This is a genomic window from Pseudomonas sp. ASL9, from assembly GCF_056680335.1.
In genome coordinates this window covers 2691616-2710565 of the sequence record NZ_CM155277.1, presented here as the reverse complement: position 1 = coordinate 2710565, position 18950 = coordinate 2691616, and the positions used below count along the sequence as shown (strand labels likewise).

The following is an 18950-nucleotide window of genomic DNA, read 5'->3' as shown; positions in this document are numbered from 1 at the left end:
CAGGGCTAAAGTCTGCGGCATTCTATGTGATTGGGGAGCCCTATGGATATTACCGAGCTGCTGGCCTTCAGTGCCAAGCAAGGCGCGTCGGACTTGCATCTCTCCGCCGGACTGCCACCGATGATTCGAGTCGATGGCGATGTGCGGCGGATCAACTTGCCGGCGCTGGACCACAAACAGGTCCAGGAACTGATCTACGACATCATGAACGACAAGCAGCGCAAGGACTTCGAGGAGTTTCTGGAAACTGACTTCTCCTTCGAAGTACCGGGCGTTGCGCGGTTCAGGGTTAACGCATTCAACCAGAATCGGGGCGCCGGTGCGGTCTTTCGGACCATTCCGTCGAAAGTCATGAGCATGGACGATCTCGGTATGGGAGAAGTGTTTCGTAAGATTGCCGACGTGCCGCGCGGCCTGGTATTGGTCACCGGCCCGACCGGTTCAGGGAAGTCTACGACCCTGGCTGCGATGATTGATTACCTGAACAGTAACAAGCATGACCACATCCTCACGATTGAAGACCCGATCGAGTTCGTCCACGAATCGAAGAAATGCCTGGTCAACCAGCGTGAAGTCCATCGTGACACACTGGGCTTCGCCGAGGCCTTGCGTTCGGCTCTGCGTGAAGACCCGGACATCATTCTGGTGGGTGAAATGCGCGACCTCGAAACCATCCGCCTGGCGCTGACCGCTGCTGAAACCGGGCATTTGGTGTTTGGCACGCTGCACACCACGTCTGCAGCGAAAACCATCGACCGGATAGTCGATGTGTTCCCTGCACAAGACAAATCGATGGTGCGCTCCATGCTGTCCGAGTCGTTGCAAGCCGTTATTTCACAGACGCTGATCAAGAAGGTGGGCGGCGGACGGGTTGCTGCGCACGAAATAATGATTGGTACGCCGGCGATCCGTAACCTGATCCGCGAGGACAAGGTCGCGCAGATGTACTCATCGATCCAGACAGGTGGCTCGTTGGGCATGCAGACATTGGACATGAGTTTGAAGGCGCTGGTGACCAGAGGCCTGATCACCCGCGAAGGCGCTCGGGAGAAGGCCAAGACGCCAGAAAATTTCTAAGCATGTGAGGTGTGCGAGGGGGAAGATCGATGCGCCGAAGGAGACTCCGGCGTATCGCCTGCGCGAACGCAGGCTATGCCATTAGCGCTGAGAGATGCGCAGGGTGGGGTCGTTCTTTGGCAGGACCCGTTTGGCGAGCACGTAATGGTCGTCCCAATAAGGCTTCTTCAGCGTGTCGATCGACACTGCTTTACCGCGGCGCGGGGCATGGATGAAGCGGTCATTGCCCAGGTAAATGGCAACATGATTGACCTTGCTGCTCTTTATCGTGAAGAACAGCAAATCGCCCGGCTTCAAATCCTTGCGTTCTACCCTTTGCCCGTGACCTTCAGCCATGGCATTGGACGTACGCGGCAAATCGGCTTGGTTCACATCGCGGAATGCATATTTGACCAGACCGCTGCAATCGAACCCTTTGCTTGGGCTACTGCCGCCCCAACGATAAGGGGTGCCAAGGACGTTTACGGCCCGGCTTAATACAGCGCTGCTCTGCTTGACCGGCATTTGTGCGACGGTGCCGGTTTTGCTTTTGTTCTTGGTTTTGCTTTTAACGGTGGCTTTGCTCGACGATTTTCCGTGAGCGGGACGGTGGGTTGTCCGGGTAGGCGCCGTTGGCTCTTTGGACGCGGTGACTATCGGTGCTGGCGAAGAATGGGATTTCGCAGTGCCATTATGGAAGCTTGGCGGTAAATGTTGCTCACGGTTGGTGGCGTGGGCGGCCAGGGGCATAAATAGGCAAATGGTTAGCCATGTCTTGAAAAATAAACGCATATAGGCAGGGCTCTTATGGGACAGCGCGCAACTTTATAACAGCTTTTTGCGTGTTTCTAACCCCGTTTGTCGAAACAATTACGGAACGATCGTCCTCATTATTGCGGTAATGTGTCGCATGGATTTCGGCAAAGCCGTTAATTACAAGGGCTTGCGGCGAGCTTGAAGTCACCGGCCATACGTCGGAGCGTCACCTTAAAGTCACAATATTTACGGATATTTTTTTCTATCAGCTTAAAAGAGGCAGTGAATGAACAGCTATCGTCATGATGTCCAACCACAGGACACCCACAGCAAAATTCTCGGCTACCTGCTATGGATTGTCGGTTTTACCGGATCGCATCGCTTTTATTACGGCAAGCCCGTGACCGGAACTATCTGGTTTTTCACGTTGGGTCTGTTGGGTATCGGCTGGCTGATCGACGTGTTTTTGATCCCGAGCATGGATCGCGAGGCAGATTTGCGTTTCAACGCCGGTTCCATTGATTACAGCGTCGCCTGGATCCTGCTGACATTCCTTGGCGTGTTCGGCGTGCACCGGATGTATCAAGGCAAATGGATCACCGGGATCATCTATCTATTCACCGGCGGGTTTTTTCTGCTGGGCGTGTTGTATGACTTCTGGACACTGAATGACCAGATTTCTATCGAGAATGCACGGCAGGGGTAGGGTCAGGGAATCCTCGCCAACAAGTTCACTCTGTAGAGCCAACTTGTTGGCGAGCGATTAATCAGGCGCTGTAGCTGATCCGTCCATCCACCACGGTGTAGCGCACGGCTCCCGGCAGGCAATGGCCGAGGAACGGGCAGTTTTCGCCTTTGGACAGCCACTTCTCGCCAGCAACCGTTGACGCGGCCGGGTCGAACAGCACCAGATCCGCCGCCGCACCGACACTCAATTGACCGGCAGGCAGGCGCAAGGCCGCCGCAGGACCGGCGCTGAGGCGCGCCAGCAGGGTCGGCAGGTCGAGCAAGCCGTCGGCTACCAGTGTCATCGCCAGCGGCAGTAGCAGCTCAACGCTGCTGATGCCCGGTTCGGTTGCACCAAACGGCGCCAGCTTGGCGTCGCGTTCATGGGGTTGGTGATGGCTGGAGATCGCTTGAACCACGCCAGACTTCACCGCTTCACGCAGGCCATCGCGGTCGGCGCGGGTGCGCAGCGGCGGCTGGACGTGGTACAGGCTGGAGAAATCAATCAATGCTTCGTCGGTGAGGATCAGTTGATACATCGCCACATCGGCGGTTACCGGCAGCCCGCGGGCCTGCGCCTGAGCGATCAGGGCCACGCCACGTGCGCTGGTCAGTTGGCTGAAGTGTGCGCGTACACCGCTTTGTTCCACCAACAGCAGATCACGGGCCAAAGCGACGGTTTCGGCGGTCTCGGGAATGCCCGGCAAACCGAGGAAACTGGCGGTAGCGCCTTCATGGGCCAGGCCCCCTTCAGCCAGATCACGGTCTTGAGAGTGAAAAATCACCGTCAGATCGAAGGTCGCGGCGTACTCCAGTGCCCGGCATAGGGTCCGGGTGTTACGAAAGCTGTCCAGACCGTTACTGAAGGCAATACAGCCTGCATCGCGCAGGGCGATCAGTTCGGCCAGTTGCTCGCCTTCCAGGCCCTTGCTGAAGGCGCCGATAGGGAACACTTTGCAATTGCCTGCTTCACGGGCGCGGTCGATGATCAACTCGGCCACTGCCGGGGTGTCGAGCACCGGTTTGGTCCGTGGCGGGCAGCACAGGCTGGTGACGCCCCCGGCTACTGCTGCTTGGGTTTCGCTGGCGATGTTGCCTTTACGGCTGTAACCGGGCTCGCGCAGGGCTACGTTGAGGTCGACCAGGCCAGGTGCGGCGACCAGGCCCTTGGCCTCGATCGTCTGGCTGGCGACGAAGCCGGCGGGTGCTGCGCCGAGGGCGATAATCTTCCCGGCTTCCAAGTGCAGATCAATGACTTTATCCAGACCGCTGGTGGGGTCGATGACGCGCGCGCCAAGGATGCTGAGCTTCACTGGGCGTTCTCCTGCTCGAATTGACGTTGCGCGGTTTGTCCGCTCATGGCCATGGACAGCACCGCCATGCGGACGGCGATGCCGTAGGTGACTTGATTGAGGATCACCGAGTGGGCGCCATCGGCCACTGCCGACTCTATCTCCACGCCGCGGTTGATCGGGCCTGGGTGCATGACGATGGCGTCCGGTTTGGCGCCGGCCAGGCGCGCAGTGGTCAGGCCGAACAGGCGGTAGAACTCACCTTCGCTGGGCAAAAGGCCGCCCTGCATGCGTTCGCGCTGCAGGCGCAGCATGATCACCACGTCGACGTCTTTGAGGCCGGCAGCCAGGTCGGTGTAGACCTTGACCCCGTATTGCTCGATGCCAACCGGCAGCAAGGTTTTCGGCGCGACCACGCGGATGTCCGGGCAGCCGAGGGCTTTGAGCGCAATCATGTTCGAGCGTGCCACCCGCGAGTGCAGGATGTCGCCCACGATGGCCACTGACAGGTTTTCGAAGCCGCCCTTGTGCCGACGGATGGTCAGCATGTCGAGCATGCCCTGGGTCGGGTGTGCATGGCGGCCGTCGCCACCATTGATGATCGCGACTTCCGGACAGACATGTTCAGCGATGAAGTGCGCGGCGCCCGAGTCGCCATGGCGCACGACGAACATGTCGGCGGCCATTGCTTCGAGGTTGCGCAGGGTGTCGAACAACGTTTCGCCCTTGCTGGTGGACGAGGTCGAGACGTTCAGGGTGATCACGTCGGCCGACAGCCGTTGGGCCGCCAGTTCGAATGTGGTGCGGGTGCGGGTCGAATTTTCGAAGAACACATTGCACACGGTCTTGCCGCGCAGCAGCGGGACTTTCTTGACCGCCCGGGCACCGACTTCGAGAAAGGAGTCGGCGGTGTCGAGAATTTCAGTGAGCAGCTCGCGGGGCAAGCCGTCGAGTGAAAGGAAGTGGCGCAGCTGGCCCTGATGATTGAGCTGCAGCGGGCGCTTAACGTCGAGAGGCGTCATTGCAAGGACTCTTTATAAAAGGGCTAGAGGGCGGCGTCGGAAAGATTTTGGTACTCAAGCGCGAGCGGCGTGGGGCCGAGCAGTTTTACCCGTACATCGGGCGCCAGCGACAAGGTGGCGCCGACCACGTTGGGGTGAATCGGCAGTTCCCCTGCGTTGAGGTCGAGCAGGCAAACCAGGGTCACACTGGCTGGGCGGCCGTAATCGAACAGTTCGTTGAGGGCGGCGCGGATCGTCCGACCGCTCATCAGCACGTCATCGATCAGGACCAGGTGCTGGCCTTCAATTTCGAACGGCAGGGCCGAGGGGCGAACTTGCGGGTGCAAGCCGTTCTGGCTGAAGTCATCGCGGTAGAAGGACACGTCCAGCGTACCCAGCGGCGACTGGCTGCCCAGCGCGTCGAGCAATGCCTGCGCGACCCAGATGCCGCCTGTACGGATGCCGATAAAGCGCGGCTCAGTGATGTTGCGCTGGCTCAGGTGGGCCGTGAGATCAATGGCCATCTGGCTGATCAGTACGGCGGGATTGGGCAGGCTCATGGTTGCTCCTTCAGGGGCCTGAGCGTCGTTCACGCGGGTTGCTCAGGCTGAAACTTGGATTCCGGTTCTTTCGATAAAGAGATCAATCAAGCCATCACGTGTTGAACAGGGCGCCGTTGGCATCCAGCCAGCCCTGTAATAACAGCGCGGCGGCAATGGCATCTACCGGGTTGTCGCGATAGCTGCCTTTCTGGCCGCCACGGGACAGGCGTTCGCCCTTGGCTTCAAAGGTGGTCAGGCGTTCATCGTGGGTATACACCGGCAGGTTATAGCGACCGTTGAGTCGCCGCGAAAACTTTTCAGCACGGGCGCTCATGTCGCTCGGCGTGCCGTCCATGTTCAGCGGCAGACCGACGACAATCGCATCGGGCTTCCATTCGCGGATCAACGCTTCAACCTTGTCCCAGTCCGGGATGCCATTCTGTGCTTTCAGAATGCACAGCTCGCGGGCCTGGCCGGTAATCACCTGGCCGACGGCCACGCCGATCTGTTTGGTGCCGTAATCGAAACCCAGCAAAAGACGTAAAGCCATCAGGCGTGGCCCGCCTGACTGGTCAACAAGCTGAGATTGACACCCAGACGTGCCGCCGCCGCATTAAGGCGATGTTCACTCGGTATCTCGAACAGGATGGCCGGATCGAACGGGCAGGTCAGCCAGACGTTGGCGGCCAGTTCGGCGTCCAGTTGCCCGGCTTCCCAGCCCGCGTACCCGAGGGTGATCACATGTTGGTCCGGGCCGTGGCCGTCGGCGATAGAGAACAGCACATCCTGAGACGTCGACAGCGCGAGGCCGCCGAGTTCGGCCGTCGCCTGGAACACCTGTCCGCTGGGGTGCAGGACAAAACCGCGATCGGTCTGCACCGGACCACCGACATGAATCGGAATCTGCTGGCAGCGCAATGACGGTTCGGTTTCGGGGCGCAGTTGCTCAAGAATGTCTGCCAGCGTCAGGCCCTGCGGACGGTTGATCACCAGGCCCATGGCGCCATTTGCGTTGTGCTCGACGATGTAGGTCAAGGTTTGCACAAAATTCGGATCGGCCATGTGCGGCATGGCAATCAGGAAGTGATGCTTGAGGTAGCTTGCGGGGACGTTTTTCATGAGCCCTAGTGTGGCGCCGGCCGGCGGACCTGACAACTGGCTAATGTGATAGGTTTTCAGGTCTATTAGTTACTGGACAGCTTGTCGCCACGAGCGAAACGCCAGGTGCGAATAATCTCCAGGCGGTCGATGTCAGCCAGATCGCCGGTGAACGGCGCAAAAGGCGCCGCTAATCGCACAATACGCTGCGCCGCTTCATCCAGCAGTGGCTGACCGGAGGACTCCAGCACCAATATTTCGTACAGCGAACCGTCGCGGTTAATCGACACCATCATCCGCAAATTGCCGTACACCTGGTTGCGTCGTGCTTCTTCCGGATAGTTGAGATTGCCTACCCGTTCGATTTTTTTACGCCAGTCTTCTTTATACCAGGCGCCTTTGTCGCGCATGGTCGACGCAGCGCTGAGTCGATGGATCTTCGGTCGCTTGGCGTACAGCTGTTGCTCGTTGGAGAGTTCGGCTTCCAGGCTGGAGATTTCGCTGGTCAGCTGCGAGCTGTCGAAGGTGGGCGCCGCTTTGGTGGCGGGCGCCTGCTTGACCTCTTCGCGTTTGGTCACGGTTTTCTGGGTCTTCTGCGCTTTGGTCGCGACGGCTGTTTTCGGTGCTACCTGCTTTTCCACCGGCTTGGCGGCGGGTGGAGGCGTCACTTTATTGATCGTGGTGTCCTGAAAAGGCGCCAGTTCGGTGGTCTTGGGGATCGCCTTCTTGTCCAGTGTGCCGCTGCCCTGCTGATTGTCCTGGGCGAGGAAGTCAGCTTTTTTCGGCACAGCTTCGCTTTTGAAGGTAGCGAGGGTGATTTCCAGGGTTTTGCTGATTTCTTGCGGTTTGACGTAGGCGAAGCCCACACCCAGGATCAGCGCTACGTGGATCAGCGCGGCAATCATCAGGGTAAACCCGAGCCGATCAGCCGGGCGCACGCCGGTACGGGTGAATTCAGGGGGCAGGTCGTCGGCCAAAGCGTTCATCAACAGTCCAACATTTTCACAAGCCGCGCATGATAGCGCACTGTTGCAAATACTGCGGCGTGCTCTGGTCTGGAGCGGGCTGGATCGGCCTGGCTCATGCGGGAAAACCTCCACACAGGTGAACCGCACTTTGTGGGAGCGAATTTATTCGCGAATGAATTCGCTCCCACGGAATTGAGCCAGGGCTAACGCTTACCTGGCCTTGAGCTTCACCTCGATCGCATCCATCAGCAGCGAGCCGATGTTGGTGCCGAACGCGTTGTCGATTTCGCGGATGCAGGTGGGGCTGGTGACGTTGATTTCGGTCAGGTGCTCGCCGATGACGTCGAGGCCTACGAACAGCAGGCCTTTTTCACGCAGTGTCGGGCCGACTTCGGCCGCGATCCAGCGGTCATGCGCGGTCAAGGGACGGGCTTCGCCACGACCACCCGCAGCAAGGTTGCCACGGGTTTCGCCCATCGCCGGGATGCGCGCCAGGCAGTAAGGCACGGGCTCGCCGTCGATCATCAGGATACGTTTGTCGCCGTCCTTGATCGCGGGCAAATAGCCTTGGGCCATGATTTGCTGCGAGCCGTTGGCCGTCAGGGTTTCGAGGATCACCGACAGGTTGGGATCGCCTTCGCGATGGCGGAAGATTGAAGTGCCGCCCATACCGTCCAGAGGCTTGAGAATCACATCGCCGTGCAGCTCGGCAAATTCACGCAGGATGTCCATGCGACGGCTGACCAGGGTCGGCGGTGTGCATTGCGGGAACAGCGTGGCGAACAGTTTCTCGTTGCAGTCGCGCAGGCTCTGCGGACGGTTGACCACCAGCACCCCGGCGCGCTCGGCCTGTTCGAGCAGGTACGTGGAGTAAACGAACTCCATGTTGAACGGCGGATCCTTGCGCATCAGGATCACGTCCAGGTCATCCAGGCCGCTGTCGATTTCGGCTTCCAGTTCGAACCAGTGCGCAGGGTCGGCGAAAACTTTCAGCGGTTTCATCCGGGCGCGTGCCTGGCCGGCGTTCTGGTACAAATCGTGCTGTTCCATGTAGAACAGCGACCAGCCGCGGTCTTGGGCGGCAAGGAGCATGGCCAGCGAGCTGTCCTTTTTATAGGCGATGTCCTCGATGGGGTCCATGACAATCCCTAGGCGAACGCTCATGGGCAATATCCTCTGGTCGGTAAGGGCCGCTATGGCCTGAAAATAGGCGTCAGGGTGGCGCCGTGTATGCTTTGGGTCAAGGGGTAAGCGCGTAGCATCGGGCTTTATGGATTGCGTCTGGAGAGTGTGCTAAAAAGGCTCGGCACTTGGCTTTAAGCCCTGATATTAAGGGGGCTGGGGGCACGCAGTAGCTCCATGTCAGCCTGAAGGCGCCGGGCACAACGCAGCAAATCGACTCGCCGCGGCGATGGTAGAGCAAACATGGAACAGCATCCCATAGCTTTAAAAGTAATGGTTATCGACGATTCGAAGACAATTCGCCGTACCGCAGAGACGCTGCTGAAGAACGTCGGTTGCGACGTTATCACGGCAATAGATGGATTCGATGCGCTGGCAAAAATCGCCGATAACCACCCGCGAATCATTTTCGTCGACATCATGATGCCGCGCCTGGATGGCTATCAGACCTGCGCACTGATCAAGAATAACCGGGCCTTCAAGTCTACGCCGGTGATCATGCTGTCCTCCAAGGATGGCCTGTTCGACAAGGCCAAGGGCCGGATCGTCGGCTCGGATCAGTTTCTGACCAAGCCTTTTAGCAAGGAAGAGCTACTGAGCGCGATCAAGGCCCATGTGCCGGAGTTCGTTGCAGTAGAACAACAAGTATCTTGATGCCCTATGACCCTGGCGGGTCGAGAGCATCCATTGCGTATGGAGAACACCATGGCTCGAATTTTGATCGTCGATGATTCGCCGACTGAGATGTACAAGTTGACCGGCATGCTTGAAAAACATGGTCATCAAGTCTTGAAAGCCGAAAATGGCGCTGATGGCGTTGCCCTGGCTCGCCAGGAGAAACCCGATGCGGTGTTGATGGATATCGTGATGCCCGGTCTCAATGGTTTTCAGGCGACACGCCAACTGACCAAAGACGCTGATACCAATATGATCCCGGTGATTATCATCACCACCAAGGATCAGGAAACCGACAAAGTCTGGGGCAAGCGCCAGGGCGCACGTGACTACCTGACCAAGCCGGTGGACGAAGAGACCCTGATGAAGACCTTGAATTCGGTGCTGGCTGGCTGAGGGGCCGCAGTCATGGCTGAGCCGCAAACCGCCTTCCAGTTGCTGCTTGAAATCGATCAACGTTGTCGCTCGCTCGCGGCGGGCCTGCCTTCGCAGGAAACCCGCCTGCAAGACTGGAGCGGGATCGGCTTTCGCATGGGCGAGCAGTGTTACGTTGCGCCCTTGGGTGAAATCAGCGAAATCCTGCATGAGCCGCGTTATGCCGTACTGCCAGGGGTAAAGCCCTGGGTCAAGGGCGTGGCAAATCTGCGGGGGCGGTTGCTGCCGATCATGGATTTGTGTGCGTTTTTTGGTCATGAGCTGTCGCCTTTGCGCAAGCAGCGGCGGGTACTGGTAGTCGACCATCAAGACGTGTTCGCCGGATTGATGATTGATGAAGTGCTGGGTATGCAGCATTTCAATCAACGCAGTTTGATGCCTGAGCCACTGGTAGCGTTCGAAGCCGGTGTCGCTCCGTTCATTCAGGGACAGTTTTTGCGCGAGCAGGCGTGGTTGGTATTCAGCCCGCGCGCGCTGGCGTTATCTCCGGGTTTCATGGAGGTAGCGCAGTAGTTATCACGCGGCCTTAGGGCCTTTTTTAATCAGGGATGAACGCACACAGTGAGTCCGGGCGGGGGCCTGATAATGAGTGAGACAGGTAGGTCATTGGAGGGTGCACGCAGTCGGTCGCAGATCGTTGTGCTGTTTGTCGCCCTGATCATTTTCATCATGTTGTTGTTCGGTAACTTCGCCTATATCAACACTCAGTCGAATTACGACAAACAGTACATCGGCCACGCGGGTGAGCTGCGTGTCTTGTCTCAGCGAATCGCCAAAAACGCCTCCGAAGCCGCTGCGGGCAAAGCGCTTGCGTTCAAGTTGCTGGCGGATGCACGCAACGATTTTGAGCTGCGTTGGGGCTTCCTGAAAAAAGGTGACAAGGCCACCGGGTTGCCGTCGGCCCCCTCAACGGTGAGCAAAGAAATGCAGGCAGTGCAGGACGACTGGGAGAGTCTGCGCAAGAGCACAGACGTCATTGTCGCCAGCGAACAGACTGTACTGTCCCTTCACCAGGTGGCTGCGACGCTGTCCGAAACCATCCCGCAGTTGCAGGTCGAGTATGAAAAAGTCGTCGACAGCCTCCTGCGAAATCACGCGCCGGCCAACCAGGTTGCCGTTGCCCAGCGTCAATCGCTGTTGGCTGAGCGGATTCTCGGTTCAGTCAAGACCGTGCTGTCCGGGGATGACACCGCTGTGCAGGCCGCCGACGCATTCCGTCGCGATGCGAACCTGTTTGGCCAAGTGCTCAACGGCATGATTGAAGGCAATGCGGCGATGAAAATCACCCAGGTTCAGGATCACGATACCCGTGCGCGCCTGACCGAAATTGCCGAGCTGTTCCAGTTTGTATCCGGCTCCGTGGATGAAATACTTGAAACCTCGCCCGAGCTGTTTCAGGTGCGCGAATCAGCAGGCAATATCTTTACCACGTCGCAGACCTTGCTCGATGAAGCGTCGGTGTTGGCCAACCGTTTCGAGCACCTGGCCGGTGGGCGTTCGATGTACAGCATCGGCGGCTACCTGCTGGGCCTGCTGGCGTTGATGTCGATCATCCTGATCAGCATCGTGATGGTGCGTGAGACCAACCGCCAGTTGCGTGAAACCGCCGAGAAAAATGTGCGTAATCAGAATGCAATCATGCGTCTGCTCGATGAGATCGAAAACCTCGCCGATGGTGATCTGAGGGTCGCCGCGTCCGTGACCGAAGACTTCACCGGGGCGATTGCCGACTCGATCAATTACTCCATCGACCAGTTGCGCGATCTGGTGGGCACGATCAACCTGACGGCGGAGCAGGTTGCATCAGCCGTCGAAGACACTCAGACCACGGCCATGCAACTGGCGGCGGCGTCCGAGCATCAGGCGTTGCAAATTGCTGCAGCGTCGACCGCGATCAATAACATGGCGACGTCCATCGATCAGGTCTCGGCCAATGCATCGGAGTCGTCGGCGGTGGCGGAGCGGTCGGTGGCCATTGCCAACAAAGGCAACGAAGTGGTGCATAACACCATCACCGGCATGGACAACATCCGTGAGCAAATTCAGGACACCTCCAAGCGGATCAAACGTTTGGGCGAGTCTTCCCAGGAGATCGGTGACATTGTCAGCTTGATCGATGATATTGCCGATCAGACCAACATCCTGGCGCTCAATGCGGCGATCCAGGCCTCCATGGCAGGGGATGCCGGGCGCGGGTTTGCTGTGGTTGCCGATGAAGTGCAGCGGCTGGCAGAGCGCTCGTCGTCGGCGACCAAGCAGATTGAAACCCTGGTTCGGGCGATTCAGAACGACACCAATGAGGCCGTTATTTCCATGGAACAGACCACCAGCGAAGTAGTGCGCGGCGCCCGACTGGCGCAGGATGCAGGGGTGGCCTTGGAGGAAATCGAGGGTGTTTCGAAAACCCTGGCGGCATTGATCGAGAGCATCACCAACGCCGCGCAACAACAGGCTTCATCTGCAGGGCAGATTTCCCGGACAATGACCGTGATTCAGCAGACCACCACGCAAACGACGTCTGGCACGGCAGCCACTGCGGAAAGCATCGGCAATCTGGCGAAAATGGCCAGCGAGATGCGCCGCTCGGTGTCTGGTTTTACGTTGCCTCCGTCGCAAGACCTTGGTTGAACGCCTGGGTTAATAATAAGCAATGACTGGAGTTGTTATGGCTGATCGGCACGACTACGTGGCCCTCGAATGGGTCAAGGGCGAAATTGCCGAAACGCTCAAACAGGCTCGCCAAGCCCTCGAAGCGTTTGTTGCGCACCCCCAGTACCCGACCTCGATGGTTGAGTGCCTGAACTGCGTGCATCAGGTGCATGGCAGCCTGCAGATGATTGAATTCTATGGCGCCGCCTTGCTCGCCGAAGAGATCGAGCAGCTTGCTCTGGCGTTGCAACAAGGGCGCGTGGCGCAACAGTCCGAAGCGATCTATTTGCTGATGCAGGCCATGGTGCAATTGCCGGTTTACCTGGACCGCATCCATACCGCCAGACGTGATTTGCCGCTTGTGGTACTGCCGCTGCTCAATGATCTGCGCAGCGCCCGAGGCGAAAGCCTGCTGTCGGAAACCAGCCTGTTCGCCCCGCAACTGCTCTCCATTCCCGAACTCGACGCCCAGGCATTGGCCAGGCTCGACAGCCCTGACTTGATGGTTTTGCTGCGCAAATTGCGGCAGATGCTGCAAGCGGCGTTGATCGGTTTGCTGCGTGAGCAGGAGGTGCAGACCAACCTCGGTTATATGGCCAAAGTGTTTACCCGCCTTGAGGCGTTGTGCAGAGGCGCACCGCTCGGTCTGCTGTGGCAGGTCGCGTCGGCGCTGGTCGAGACCATGGCTGACGGCCAGTTCACCAATAGCCCAGCGTTGCGCGGTCTGCTCAAGGAGTCCGACAAAGAGCTCAAGCGCATGCTCGAGGAGGGCATCAGCGCAATCAATCAGCCCGCGCCCGATGAGCTGCTCAAGAGCTTGTTGTTCTATATCGCCAAGTCCGACAGTCAGGCGCCACCTATGCTATTGCTCAAAGATCAGTACGGCCTCGCCGAATCCCTGCCCGATACTGCGCTTGTCGATGAAGAACGTGCGCGGCTGGCGGGCCCGGATCGTGATGCGATGCGTTCGGTGGTGGTCGCGTTATGCGAGGAGCTGGTCAGGGTTAAAGAGCGCCTGGATGTATTCGTGCGCAGCGACCGCAAGCACGTTGGCGAACTCAACAGCCTGCTGCCGCCACTGCGGCAGATTGCCGATACGCTGGCCGTCCTTGGCTTTGGTCAGCCGCGCAAAGTCATCATCGACCAGTTGGCGGTGGTCCTGGGCCTGGCCCAGGGTCAACGTGAAGCGGATGACTCGGCGTTGATGGATGTCGCCGGCGCGCTGCTGTACGTCGAAGCGACCCTGGCCGGGATGGTCGGCACAGTGGAGCAGGCCCGCCGCGAAGATAGCCGACTGCCGACGACGGACCTGACCCAGATCCACCAACTGGTGATTAAAGAGGCGCGCATCGGTTTGCAGCAGGCCAAGGACATGATCATCGAGTACATCGACGGTCCCTGGGATCAACTGCGGCTGGAACCTTTGCCGGCGCTACTGGTGCAGATTCGCGGAGCGTTGGCTATGATTCCGCTGGCGCGCGCCGCCAGCCTGCTCGCGGCTTGCAACGATTACATTCAGGCGCATTTGTTGGCGGGCAACACACCGCCAGCGTGGCCCCAGCTCGATAGCCTGGCGGACGCTCTCACCAGCATCGAGTATTACCTGGAGCGTTTGGGCCAGGATCACGAAGCGCCAGGTGAGCAGGTGTTGGACAAGGCTCAGGCCAGCCTGGCGAGCCTGGGGTATTCGCCGACGCCGGACGCCTCTGTCGAGGTGCCGCTGCTCGAAGAAGTGGTCAGTCAGGACGAGTTGCTTGAGCTACAGGCCCGTCAGGAACTGGTCAGCCCGACGCAGACCATCGCCCAAGTACTTGCCAGCCCGGTTTCAGCGGTGAATCCGCCTGCCCGCCACGTACCTGACAGCCTGCTGCCCCCGCCAGCCGATGAAGCGCTGGTGGATGACGAGCTGCTTGAGGTCTTTCTTGAAGAGACCGATGAAGTCTTGGTGGCGCTGCACGAGTACTTGCCACAATGGTTCGAGGCCCCTCAGGACACGGCCGCGTTGACCGAAGTGCGTCGGGCGTTTCACACCCTCAAGGGCAGCGGGCGGATGGTCCGCGCGTTGATCCTCGGTGAGTTGGCCTGGTCAGCGGAGAACCTGCTCAATCGGATCATGGAGAACAGCGTCAAATTCGATCAGCGCGTTCAGCAATTACTGGTTGAAGTGCTGGCGTTGTTGCCTGAGGTTATTCACGAGTTCGCCGACAATACCCAGCGTCAGCGTGATGATGTCGACCTGTTGGCCGGGCGTGCCCACGCGCTGGCCAAGGATGAGGAGATGCCGAGCACTGCGGTCATGCTTTATGCGGTTGACGAAAATGAAGCGCTGGACCCGCAACTGCTGGAGATTTTCCGTCAGGAAGCGCAAAGCCATCTCGACGCGCTCAACCGTTTTCTCGACAGCGCCAACGAAGCTGTGTCGCCGCCGATCAGTGATGACCTGCAGCGCGCTCTGCACACACTCAAAGGCAGCGCTTATATGGCCGGCGTGTTGCCGATTGCCGAGTTGGCCAGCCCGCTGGATCAGCTGATCCGGGAGTTCAAATCCAACCTGATCCCGCTGGGGCAGGCAGAAATTCAGCTGCTGAAGGCCGCAGAACCCCTGTTTCGTGGGGGGTTGGTACAGCTCGACAGCGACCCGCTGGCAACCATCAAGGGCGCTGCGGCGCTGATCGAAGAGGCGCATTCGTTGCTGGACGTACGTTTGACGTCTGCACTGAGTGCGCCGAGAAATGGCCTGCGAATCAAGCGCAACCCGGAATTGATCGCGACCTTTCTGGCCGAGGGCATGGACATCTTGCTCGATGCTGAAAGCCTGTTGGAGCGCTGGCGGCAGCGTCCCGGAGATCGCCAGGAATTAAGTGCCCTGCTGGACGAGTTGACCACCCTGGGTCATGGCGCGCACATGGCCGATCTGCCGCAGGTGGATGAGCTGTGCGAGGCGTTGCTGGACCTGTATGGCGCTGTTGAAGAAAGCAGCCTGGCGGTCAGCGAGCGGTTCTTTGATGAGGCTGAAAGCGCACACGAAGCGCTGATCAACATGCTCGACCAAGTGGCGGCGGGGCAAGAGGTCGATGCCTGTCCCGAACGCATCAAGGCGTTGCGTGAATTGCTTGATCAAGCCCTCGACCCAAGGGCTACGGGCCTGATCAAAAGTGACGGTAGCCGTTCGTTGAGTATTACTGAGTTAAATGCAGCGACCGATCAGCTTGCCACTCAGCTTCCTATTGAGGCGCACGGCAAAACCTCAGCACCGTTGAGCGGCCTCGATGACGAGATCGTGGAAATCTTCCTCGAAGAGGCGGTGGACATCCTCGACAGCGCCGGGCAGGCCTTGCACCGTTGGCTGGACGATCCGGAAAATCCGTTGCCGTTGTCCTCACTGCAACGCGATCTTCACACCCTCAAAGGGGGCGCGCGCATGGCGGGTATCGACCCCGTGGGCAATGTGGGCCATGAGCTGGAATCCCTTTATGAAGGCTTGATCGACCGCCGCTACAGTCACTCGCCCGTATTGGCCGATCTGCTGCTGCAAAGCCATGATCATCTGGCGGCCCTGCTGGAGCAATTGCAAGACCATCAGCCGCTCAGCGATCCTGCTGAGCTGATCGAGGCCATTCGTGATTTTCGGCAGGGCAGCGGTCAAGTATCAAACCCTGACATCGAGCTGAAACCCGGCAAGTCAGCGGTTGAAGTCCTCGAAGAACGCGACCCTGAATTGCTGGAGATCTTCCTCGAAGAAGGCTTCGATATTGTCGAAAGCTCCGGCGGTGCCTTGACCCGTTGGCAGGATGAGCCGCAAAACACGGTTGAAGTGGAAAACCTGCTGCGTGATCTGCACACCCTCAAGGGCGGCGCACGCATGGTGGAAATCACCCCGATCGGCGACCTCGCCCATGAGTTGGAGTTTCTCTACGAAGGCCTGGCGGCTGGGCTGCTGCACAGTAATCCACTGCTGATCAGCCTGCTGCAAAGCGGGCACGATCTTTTGGCGGGCATGCTCGACGCCGTGCGTGCGGAGCGGCCGTTGCCCTGCGCCACGTTGTTGATCGAGAGTATCCGTCGTTTCAGCAGCCCTGGCAGTGTGAGTGACCTCGCCGCCAATGCGACGCTGGGCGATACGTCCCTTCAGTCAACGCCGGCCAGTCTAACGGCACTGCCTTCGGCGACTGAAGCCGAGGCCGAGCGCACCCCGCCGGAAATGGTCAAGGTGGCGGCCGAACAGCTAGAAAGTCTGGTCAACCTGGCAGGCGAAACCTCGATCTTCCGGGGGCGTATCGAACAGCAAGTCAGCGACGCCCAAGTCACGCTGATTGAGATGGAAACCACCATCGAACGCATGCGCGATCAGTTGCGGCGTCTGGACAGTGAAACTCAAGGGCGAATCCTGAGTCGCGAACAGGTGCAAGCCGAGCGATTGGGCTACGAAGATTTCGATCCGCTGGAAATGGACCATCATTCGCAGTTGCAGCAGTTGTCCCGGGCATTGTTCGAATCCGCGTCCGACTTGCTCGACCTCAAAGAAACCCTCGACACTCGCTACCACGACGCGCAAGCGCTGTTGTCGCAGCAGGCGCGAGTCAACACCGAGTTGCAAGAAAACCTGATGCGTACGCGTATGGTGCCGTTCGAGCGCCTGCTCCCGCGTTTGCGGCGGATCGTGCGCCAGGTCTCCGGTGAGCTGGATAAACAGGTGCGCTTTGAAGTGGGCAGCGCCAACGGCGAAATGGACCGTAGCGTGTTGGAACGCATGGTCGCGCCGTTGGAACATATGATGCGTAACGCCATCGACCATGGTCTGGAAAGTACCGAAGAGCGCCGCGCCGCAGGTAAGCCGCAAGAGGGTAAGATCAGCCTGAGCATGATTCACGAAGGCGGCGATATCGTCATAGAAATGCGCGATGACGGTGGCGGTATCGACCTCGGGGCCGTGCGCCGCAAAGCGATAACGCGTGGCTTGATGGACGCGGACGCCGAACTGACGGATTACGAGCTGCTCCAGTTTATCCTCCAGGCCGGGTTTTCCACCGCCGAGAAAGTCACCCAGATCTCAGGTCGCGGGGTTGGCATGGACGTGGTGCACGCCGAAGTCAAACAGCTCGGTGGCACGATGGTCATTGATTCAACGCCGGGGCAGGGCACGTGCTTTCAAATCCGTTTGCCGTTTACCGTATCGGTCAACCGGGCGCTGATGGTGCAGTGCGGCGAAGAACAATACGCCGTCCCGCTCAATACGGTCGAAGGCATCGTGCGGGTTATGCCCAACGAACTGGAAGCCTGTTACCAGTCAAGCCCGCCACGCTACGAGTTCGCCGAGCGGAGCTACGAGTTGCGCTACCTCGGCGAGCTGCTCAATAACGGCCTGCCCCCCAAACTGCTCGGCCAGACCCAACCGTTGCCCGTACTGTTGGTGCATGTGCACGATCATTGGGTAGCTGTGCAAGTAGATGCGCTGGCAGGCTCGCGGGAAATCGTGGTGAAAAGCCTCGGCGCGCAATTCGCCGGGGTGCAGGGGATCTCCGGCGCGACCATTCTTGGCGATGGTCGCGTGGTGTTCATTCTTGATTTGCCGGCGCATATCCGCGCCTTGCATGGTCGTCTCCAGGCGCAGCAAGCCGCCGGCCAAAACGCACCGAAGTTCATCGAGGTCGAACAAGCCCGTCCGTTGTTGGTGATGGTGGTGGACGACTCGGTGACGGTGCGCAAGGTCACCAGCCGCCTGCTTGAGCGCAACGGCATGAACGTGCTGACGGCCAAAGACGGGATCGATGCCATGGCGCTGTTGCAGGAAAACACCCCAGACATCCTGCTGCTGGACATCGAAATGCCACGCATGGACGGCTTCGAAGTCGCCAGCAAGATCCGCAATGACGACCGGCTCAAAGACCTGCCCATCATCATGATCACGTCCCGCTCCGGGCAAAAACACCGCGACCATGCCATGGCTATTGGCGTTAACGACTACCTGAGCAAGCCCTATCAGGAATCAGTATTGCTGGAAAGCATCGCCCAATGGAGTCCGGTTCATGTCTAGCGCCCCCCCCAGCCACCTGACCACCCTGACAGGGTTGCTGCTGCCCTTGGGCGACCGCAGCCTGCTTGTGCCCAACGTCGCCGTTGCGGAGTTGATCGACTACCAGGACAGCAAAGCCGAACCCGATGCGCCCAACTGGTACCTGGGGCCGATCTACTGGCGCAATCGCACCTTACCGCTGCTCAGTTTCGAAGCCACCTGCGGCAGCCGCACCCGCGTCGGTGGCCGTGCTCGTATCGTCGTCCTCAACGCCCTTGGCGGCCGTGCCGACCTCAAATTCATCGCCCTGCTGACCCAAGGCATTCCCCGTTCCTGCAAGCTCGACAGCCAACTCAGCTACGTCGACGTCCCCTTGGCCGAACTGGAACTGGCGGCGGTGCAAGTCGGAGACACCCTCGCGAAAATCCCGGACCTGGTGGGCCTGGAAGACTTGCTGGTGGAGGCAGGGCTGGTTTGATCGATCTACGTTTTACAGTGCACATCTCCAGCGCCGACATAGACGATGAGCCTAATAAATCGCACAATCGGCTCACCTA

Annotated in this window: 16 protein-coding genes; 8 read left to right on the top strand and 8 right to left on the bottom strand. The window is 59.1% G+C overall.

Annotation, left to right across the window (positions count from 1 at the left end; all coding sequences use genetic code 11):
• Positions 1-42 precede the first annotated feature (42 nt).
• Complete coding sequence (locus AC1ME2_RS12475) at positions 43-1077, top strand: type IV pilus twitching motility protein PilT (protein WP_480441534.1); 1035 nt, start codon at positions 43-45, stop codon at positions 1075-1077.
• An 81-nt stretch (positions 1078-1158) separates the two neighbouring features.
• Here AC1ME2_RS12475 and AC1ME2_RS12470 read toward each other — a convergent pair whose 3' ends face one another.
• Positions 1159-1848, bottom strand: a complete 690-nt coding sequence (locus AC1ME2_RS12470; protein ID WP_480441531.1) for a C40 family peptidase — start codon at positions 1846-1848, stop codon at positions 1159-1161.
• Between the two features lie 250 nt (positions 1849-2098).
• Here AC1ME2_RS12470 and AC1ME2_RS12465 point away from each other — a divergent pair, with 250 nt between their 5' ends.
• On the top strand, positions 2099-2518 hold the full coding sequence (locus AC1ME2_RS12465) for an NINE protein (RefSeq protein WP_480441530.1): 420 nt from the start codon (positions 2099-2101) through the stop codon (positions 2516-2518).
• 61 nt (positions 2519-2579) lie between these two features.
• Here AC1ME2_RS12465 and AC1ME2_RS12460 read toward each other — a convergent pair whose 3' ends face one another.
• The 7 genes from AC1ME2_RS12460 to gshB all read right to left on the bottom strand — a co-directional run bounded on the left by AC1ME2_RS12460 (position 2580) and on the right by gshB (position 8603).
• Positions 2580-3851: a dihydroorotase gene (locus AC1ME2_RS12460; RefSeq protein ID WP_480441529.1), complete on the bottom strand. Its 1272-nt coding sequence runs from the start codon at positions 3849-3851 to the stop codon at positions 2580-2582.
• A complete protein-coding gene (locus tag AC1ME2_RS12455; protein ID WP_480441528.1) occupies positions 3848-4852 on the bottom strand; it encodes an aspartate carbamoyltransferase catalytic subunit in 1005 nt (334 codons plus the stop codon). Before AC1ME2_RS12455 ends, AC1ME2_RS12460 begins: the two co-directional genes overlap by 4 nt.
• 23 nt (positions 4853-4875) lie before the next feature.
• Complete coding sequence (gene pyrR, locus AC1ME2_RS12450; protein ID WP_480441527.1) at positions 4876-5391, bottom strand: bifunctional pyr operon transcriptional regulator/uracil phosphoribosyltransferase PyrR; 516 nt, start codon at positions 5389-5391, stop codon at positions 4876-4878.
• 94 nt (positions 5392-5485) lie between these two features.
• On the bottom strand, positions 5486-5923 hold the full coding sequence (ruvX, locus tag AC1ME2_RS12445) for a Holliday junction resolvase RuvX (RefSeq protein ID WP_480441526.1): 438 nt from the start codon (positions 5921-5923) through the stop codon (positions 5486-5488).
• On the bottom strand, positions 5923-6492 hold the full coding sequence (locus tag AC1ME2_RS12440; protein WP_480441524.1) for a YqgE/AlgH family protein: 570 nt from the start codon (positions 6490-6492) through the stop codon (positions 5923-5925). The genes ruvX and AC1ME2_RS12440 overlap by 1 nt, the downstream gene beginning before the upstream one ends.
• 65 nt (positions 6493-6557) lie before the next feature.
• Positions 6558-7457: a TonB family protein gene (locus AC1ME2_RS12435; protein ID WP_480441523.1), complete on the bottom strand. Its 900-nt coding sequence runs from the start codon at positions 7455-7457 to the stop codon at positions 6558-6560.
• Between the two features lie 192 nt (positions 7458-7649).
• Entirely contained in the window at positions 7650-8603 is a 954-nt protein-coding gene (gshB, locus tag AC1ME2_RS12430; RefSeq protein WP_480441522.1) for a glutathione synthase, read from the bottom strand.
• A 261-nt stretch (positions 8604-8864) separates the two neighbouring features.
• On the opposite strand from gshB, the gene pilG reads away from it, so the two are divergent.
• The 6 genes from pilG (at position 8865) to AC1ME2_RS12400 (ending at position 18871) form a co-directional block, all read left to right on the top strand.
• Positions 8865-9275: a twitching motility response regulator PilG gene (gene pilG, locus AC1ME2_RS12425; protein WP_480441521.1), complete on the top strand. Its 411-nt coding sequence runs from the start codon at positions 8865-8867 to the stop codon at positions 9273-9275.
• Positions 9276-9326: 51 nt separating this feature from the next.
• Positions 9327-9692, top strand: coding sequence for a twitching motility response regulator PilH (gene pilH, locus AC1ME2_RS12420; RefSeq protein WP_480441519.1), 366 nt, complete (start codon positions 9327-9329; stop codon positions 9690-9692).
• Between the two features lie 12 nt (positions 9693-9704).
• A complete protein-coding gene (locus AC1ME2_RS12415; protein WP_480441518.1) occupies positions 9705-10244 on the top strand; it encodes a chemotaxis protein CheW in 540 nt (179 codons plus the stop codon).
• 72 nt (positions 10245-10316) lie between these two features.
• Entirely contained in the window at positions 10317-12359 is a 2043-nt protein-coding gene (locus AC1ME2_RS12410) for a methyl-accepting chemotaxis protein (RefSeq protein ID WP_480441516.1), read from the top strand.
• Positions 12360-12396: 37 nt separating this feature from the next.
• Complete coding sequence (locus AC1ME2_RS12405; protein ID WP_480441514.1) at positions 12397-18414, top strand: Hpt domain-containing protein; 6018 nt, start codon at positions 12397-12399, stop codon at positions 18412-18414.
• Positions 18407-18871, top strand: coding sequence for a chemotaxis protein CheW (locus AC1ME2_RS12400; protein ID WP_480441513.1), 465 nt, complete (start codon positions 18407-18409; stop codon positions 18869-18871). The genes AC1ME2_RS12405 and AC1ME2_RS12400 overlap by 8 nt, the downstream gene beginning before the upstream one ends.
• The last annotated feature ends 79 nt before the right edge of the window (positions 18872-18950 follow it).

Excerpts from the sequence above, each read along its gene's own strand:
- pyrR (WP_480441527.1), bottom strand. The coding sequence starts at position 5,391 with ATGAGCCTGCCCAATCCCGCCGTACTGATCAGCCAGATGGCCATTGAT.
- pilH (WP_480441519.1), top strand. The coding sequence starts at position 9,327 with ATGGCTCGAATTTTGATCGTCGATGATTCGCCGACTGAGATGTACAAG.
- AC1ME2_RS12475 (WP_480441534.1), top strand. The coding sequence starts at position 43 with ATGGATATTACCGAGCTGCTGGCCTTCAGTGCCAAGCAAGGCGCGTCG.
- AC1ME2_RS12410 (WP_480441516.1), top strand. The coding sequence starts at position 10,317 with ATGAGTGAGACAGGTAGGTCATTGGAGGGTGCACGCAGTCGGTCGCAG.
- AC1ME2_RS12400 (WP_480441513.1), top strand. The coding sequence starts at position 18,407 with ATGTCTAGCGCCCCCCCCAGCCACCTGACCACCCTGACAGGGTTGCTG.
- AC1ME2_RS12435 (WP_480441523.1), bottom strand. The coding sequence starts at position 7,457 with ATGAACGCTTTGGCCGACGACCTGCCCCCTGAATTCACCCGTACCGGC.
- AC1ME2_RS12415 (WP_480441518.1), top strand. The coding sequence starts at position 9,705 with ATGGCTGAGCCGCAAACCGCCTTCCAGTTGCTGCTTGAAATCGATCAA.
- AC1ME2_RS12470 (WP_480441531.1), bottom strand. The coding sequence starts at position 1,848 with ATGCGTTTATTTTTCAAGACATGGCTAACCATTTGCCTATTTATGCCC.
- ruvX (WP_480441526.1), bottom strand. The coding sequence starts at position 5,923 with ATGGCTTTACGTCTTTTGCTGGGTTTCGATTACGGCACCAAACAGATC.
- AC1ME2_RS12455 (WP_480441528.1), bottom strand. The coding sequence starts at position 4,852 with ATGACGCCTCTCGACGTTAAGCGCCCGCTGCAGCTCAATCATCAGGGC.
- AC1ME2_RS12440 (WP_480441524.1), bottom strand. The coding sequence starts at position 6,492 with ATGAAAAACGTCCCCGCAAGCTACCTCAAGCATCACTTCCTGATTGCC.
- pilG (WP_480441521.1), top strand. The coding sequence starts at position 8,865 with ATGGAACAGCATCCCATAGCTTTAAAAGTAATGGTTATCGACGATTCG.
- AC1ME2_RS12405 (WP_480441514.1), top strand. The coding sequence starts at position 12,397 with ATGGCTGATCGGCACGACTACGTGGCCCTCGAATGGGTCAAGGGCGAA.
- AC1ME2_RS12465 (WP_480441530.1), top strand. The coding sequence starts at position 2,099 with ATGAACAGCTATCGTCATGATGTCCAACCACAGGACACCCACAGCAAA.
- gshB (WP_480441522.1), bottom strand. The coding sequence starts at position 8,603 with ATGAGCGTTCGCCTAGGGATTGTCATGGACCCCATCGAGGACATCGCC.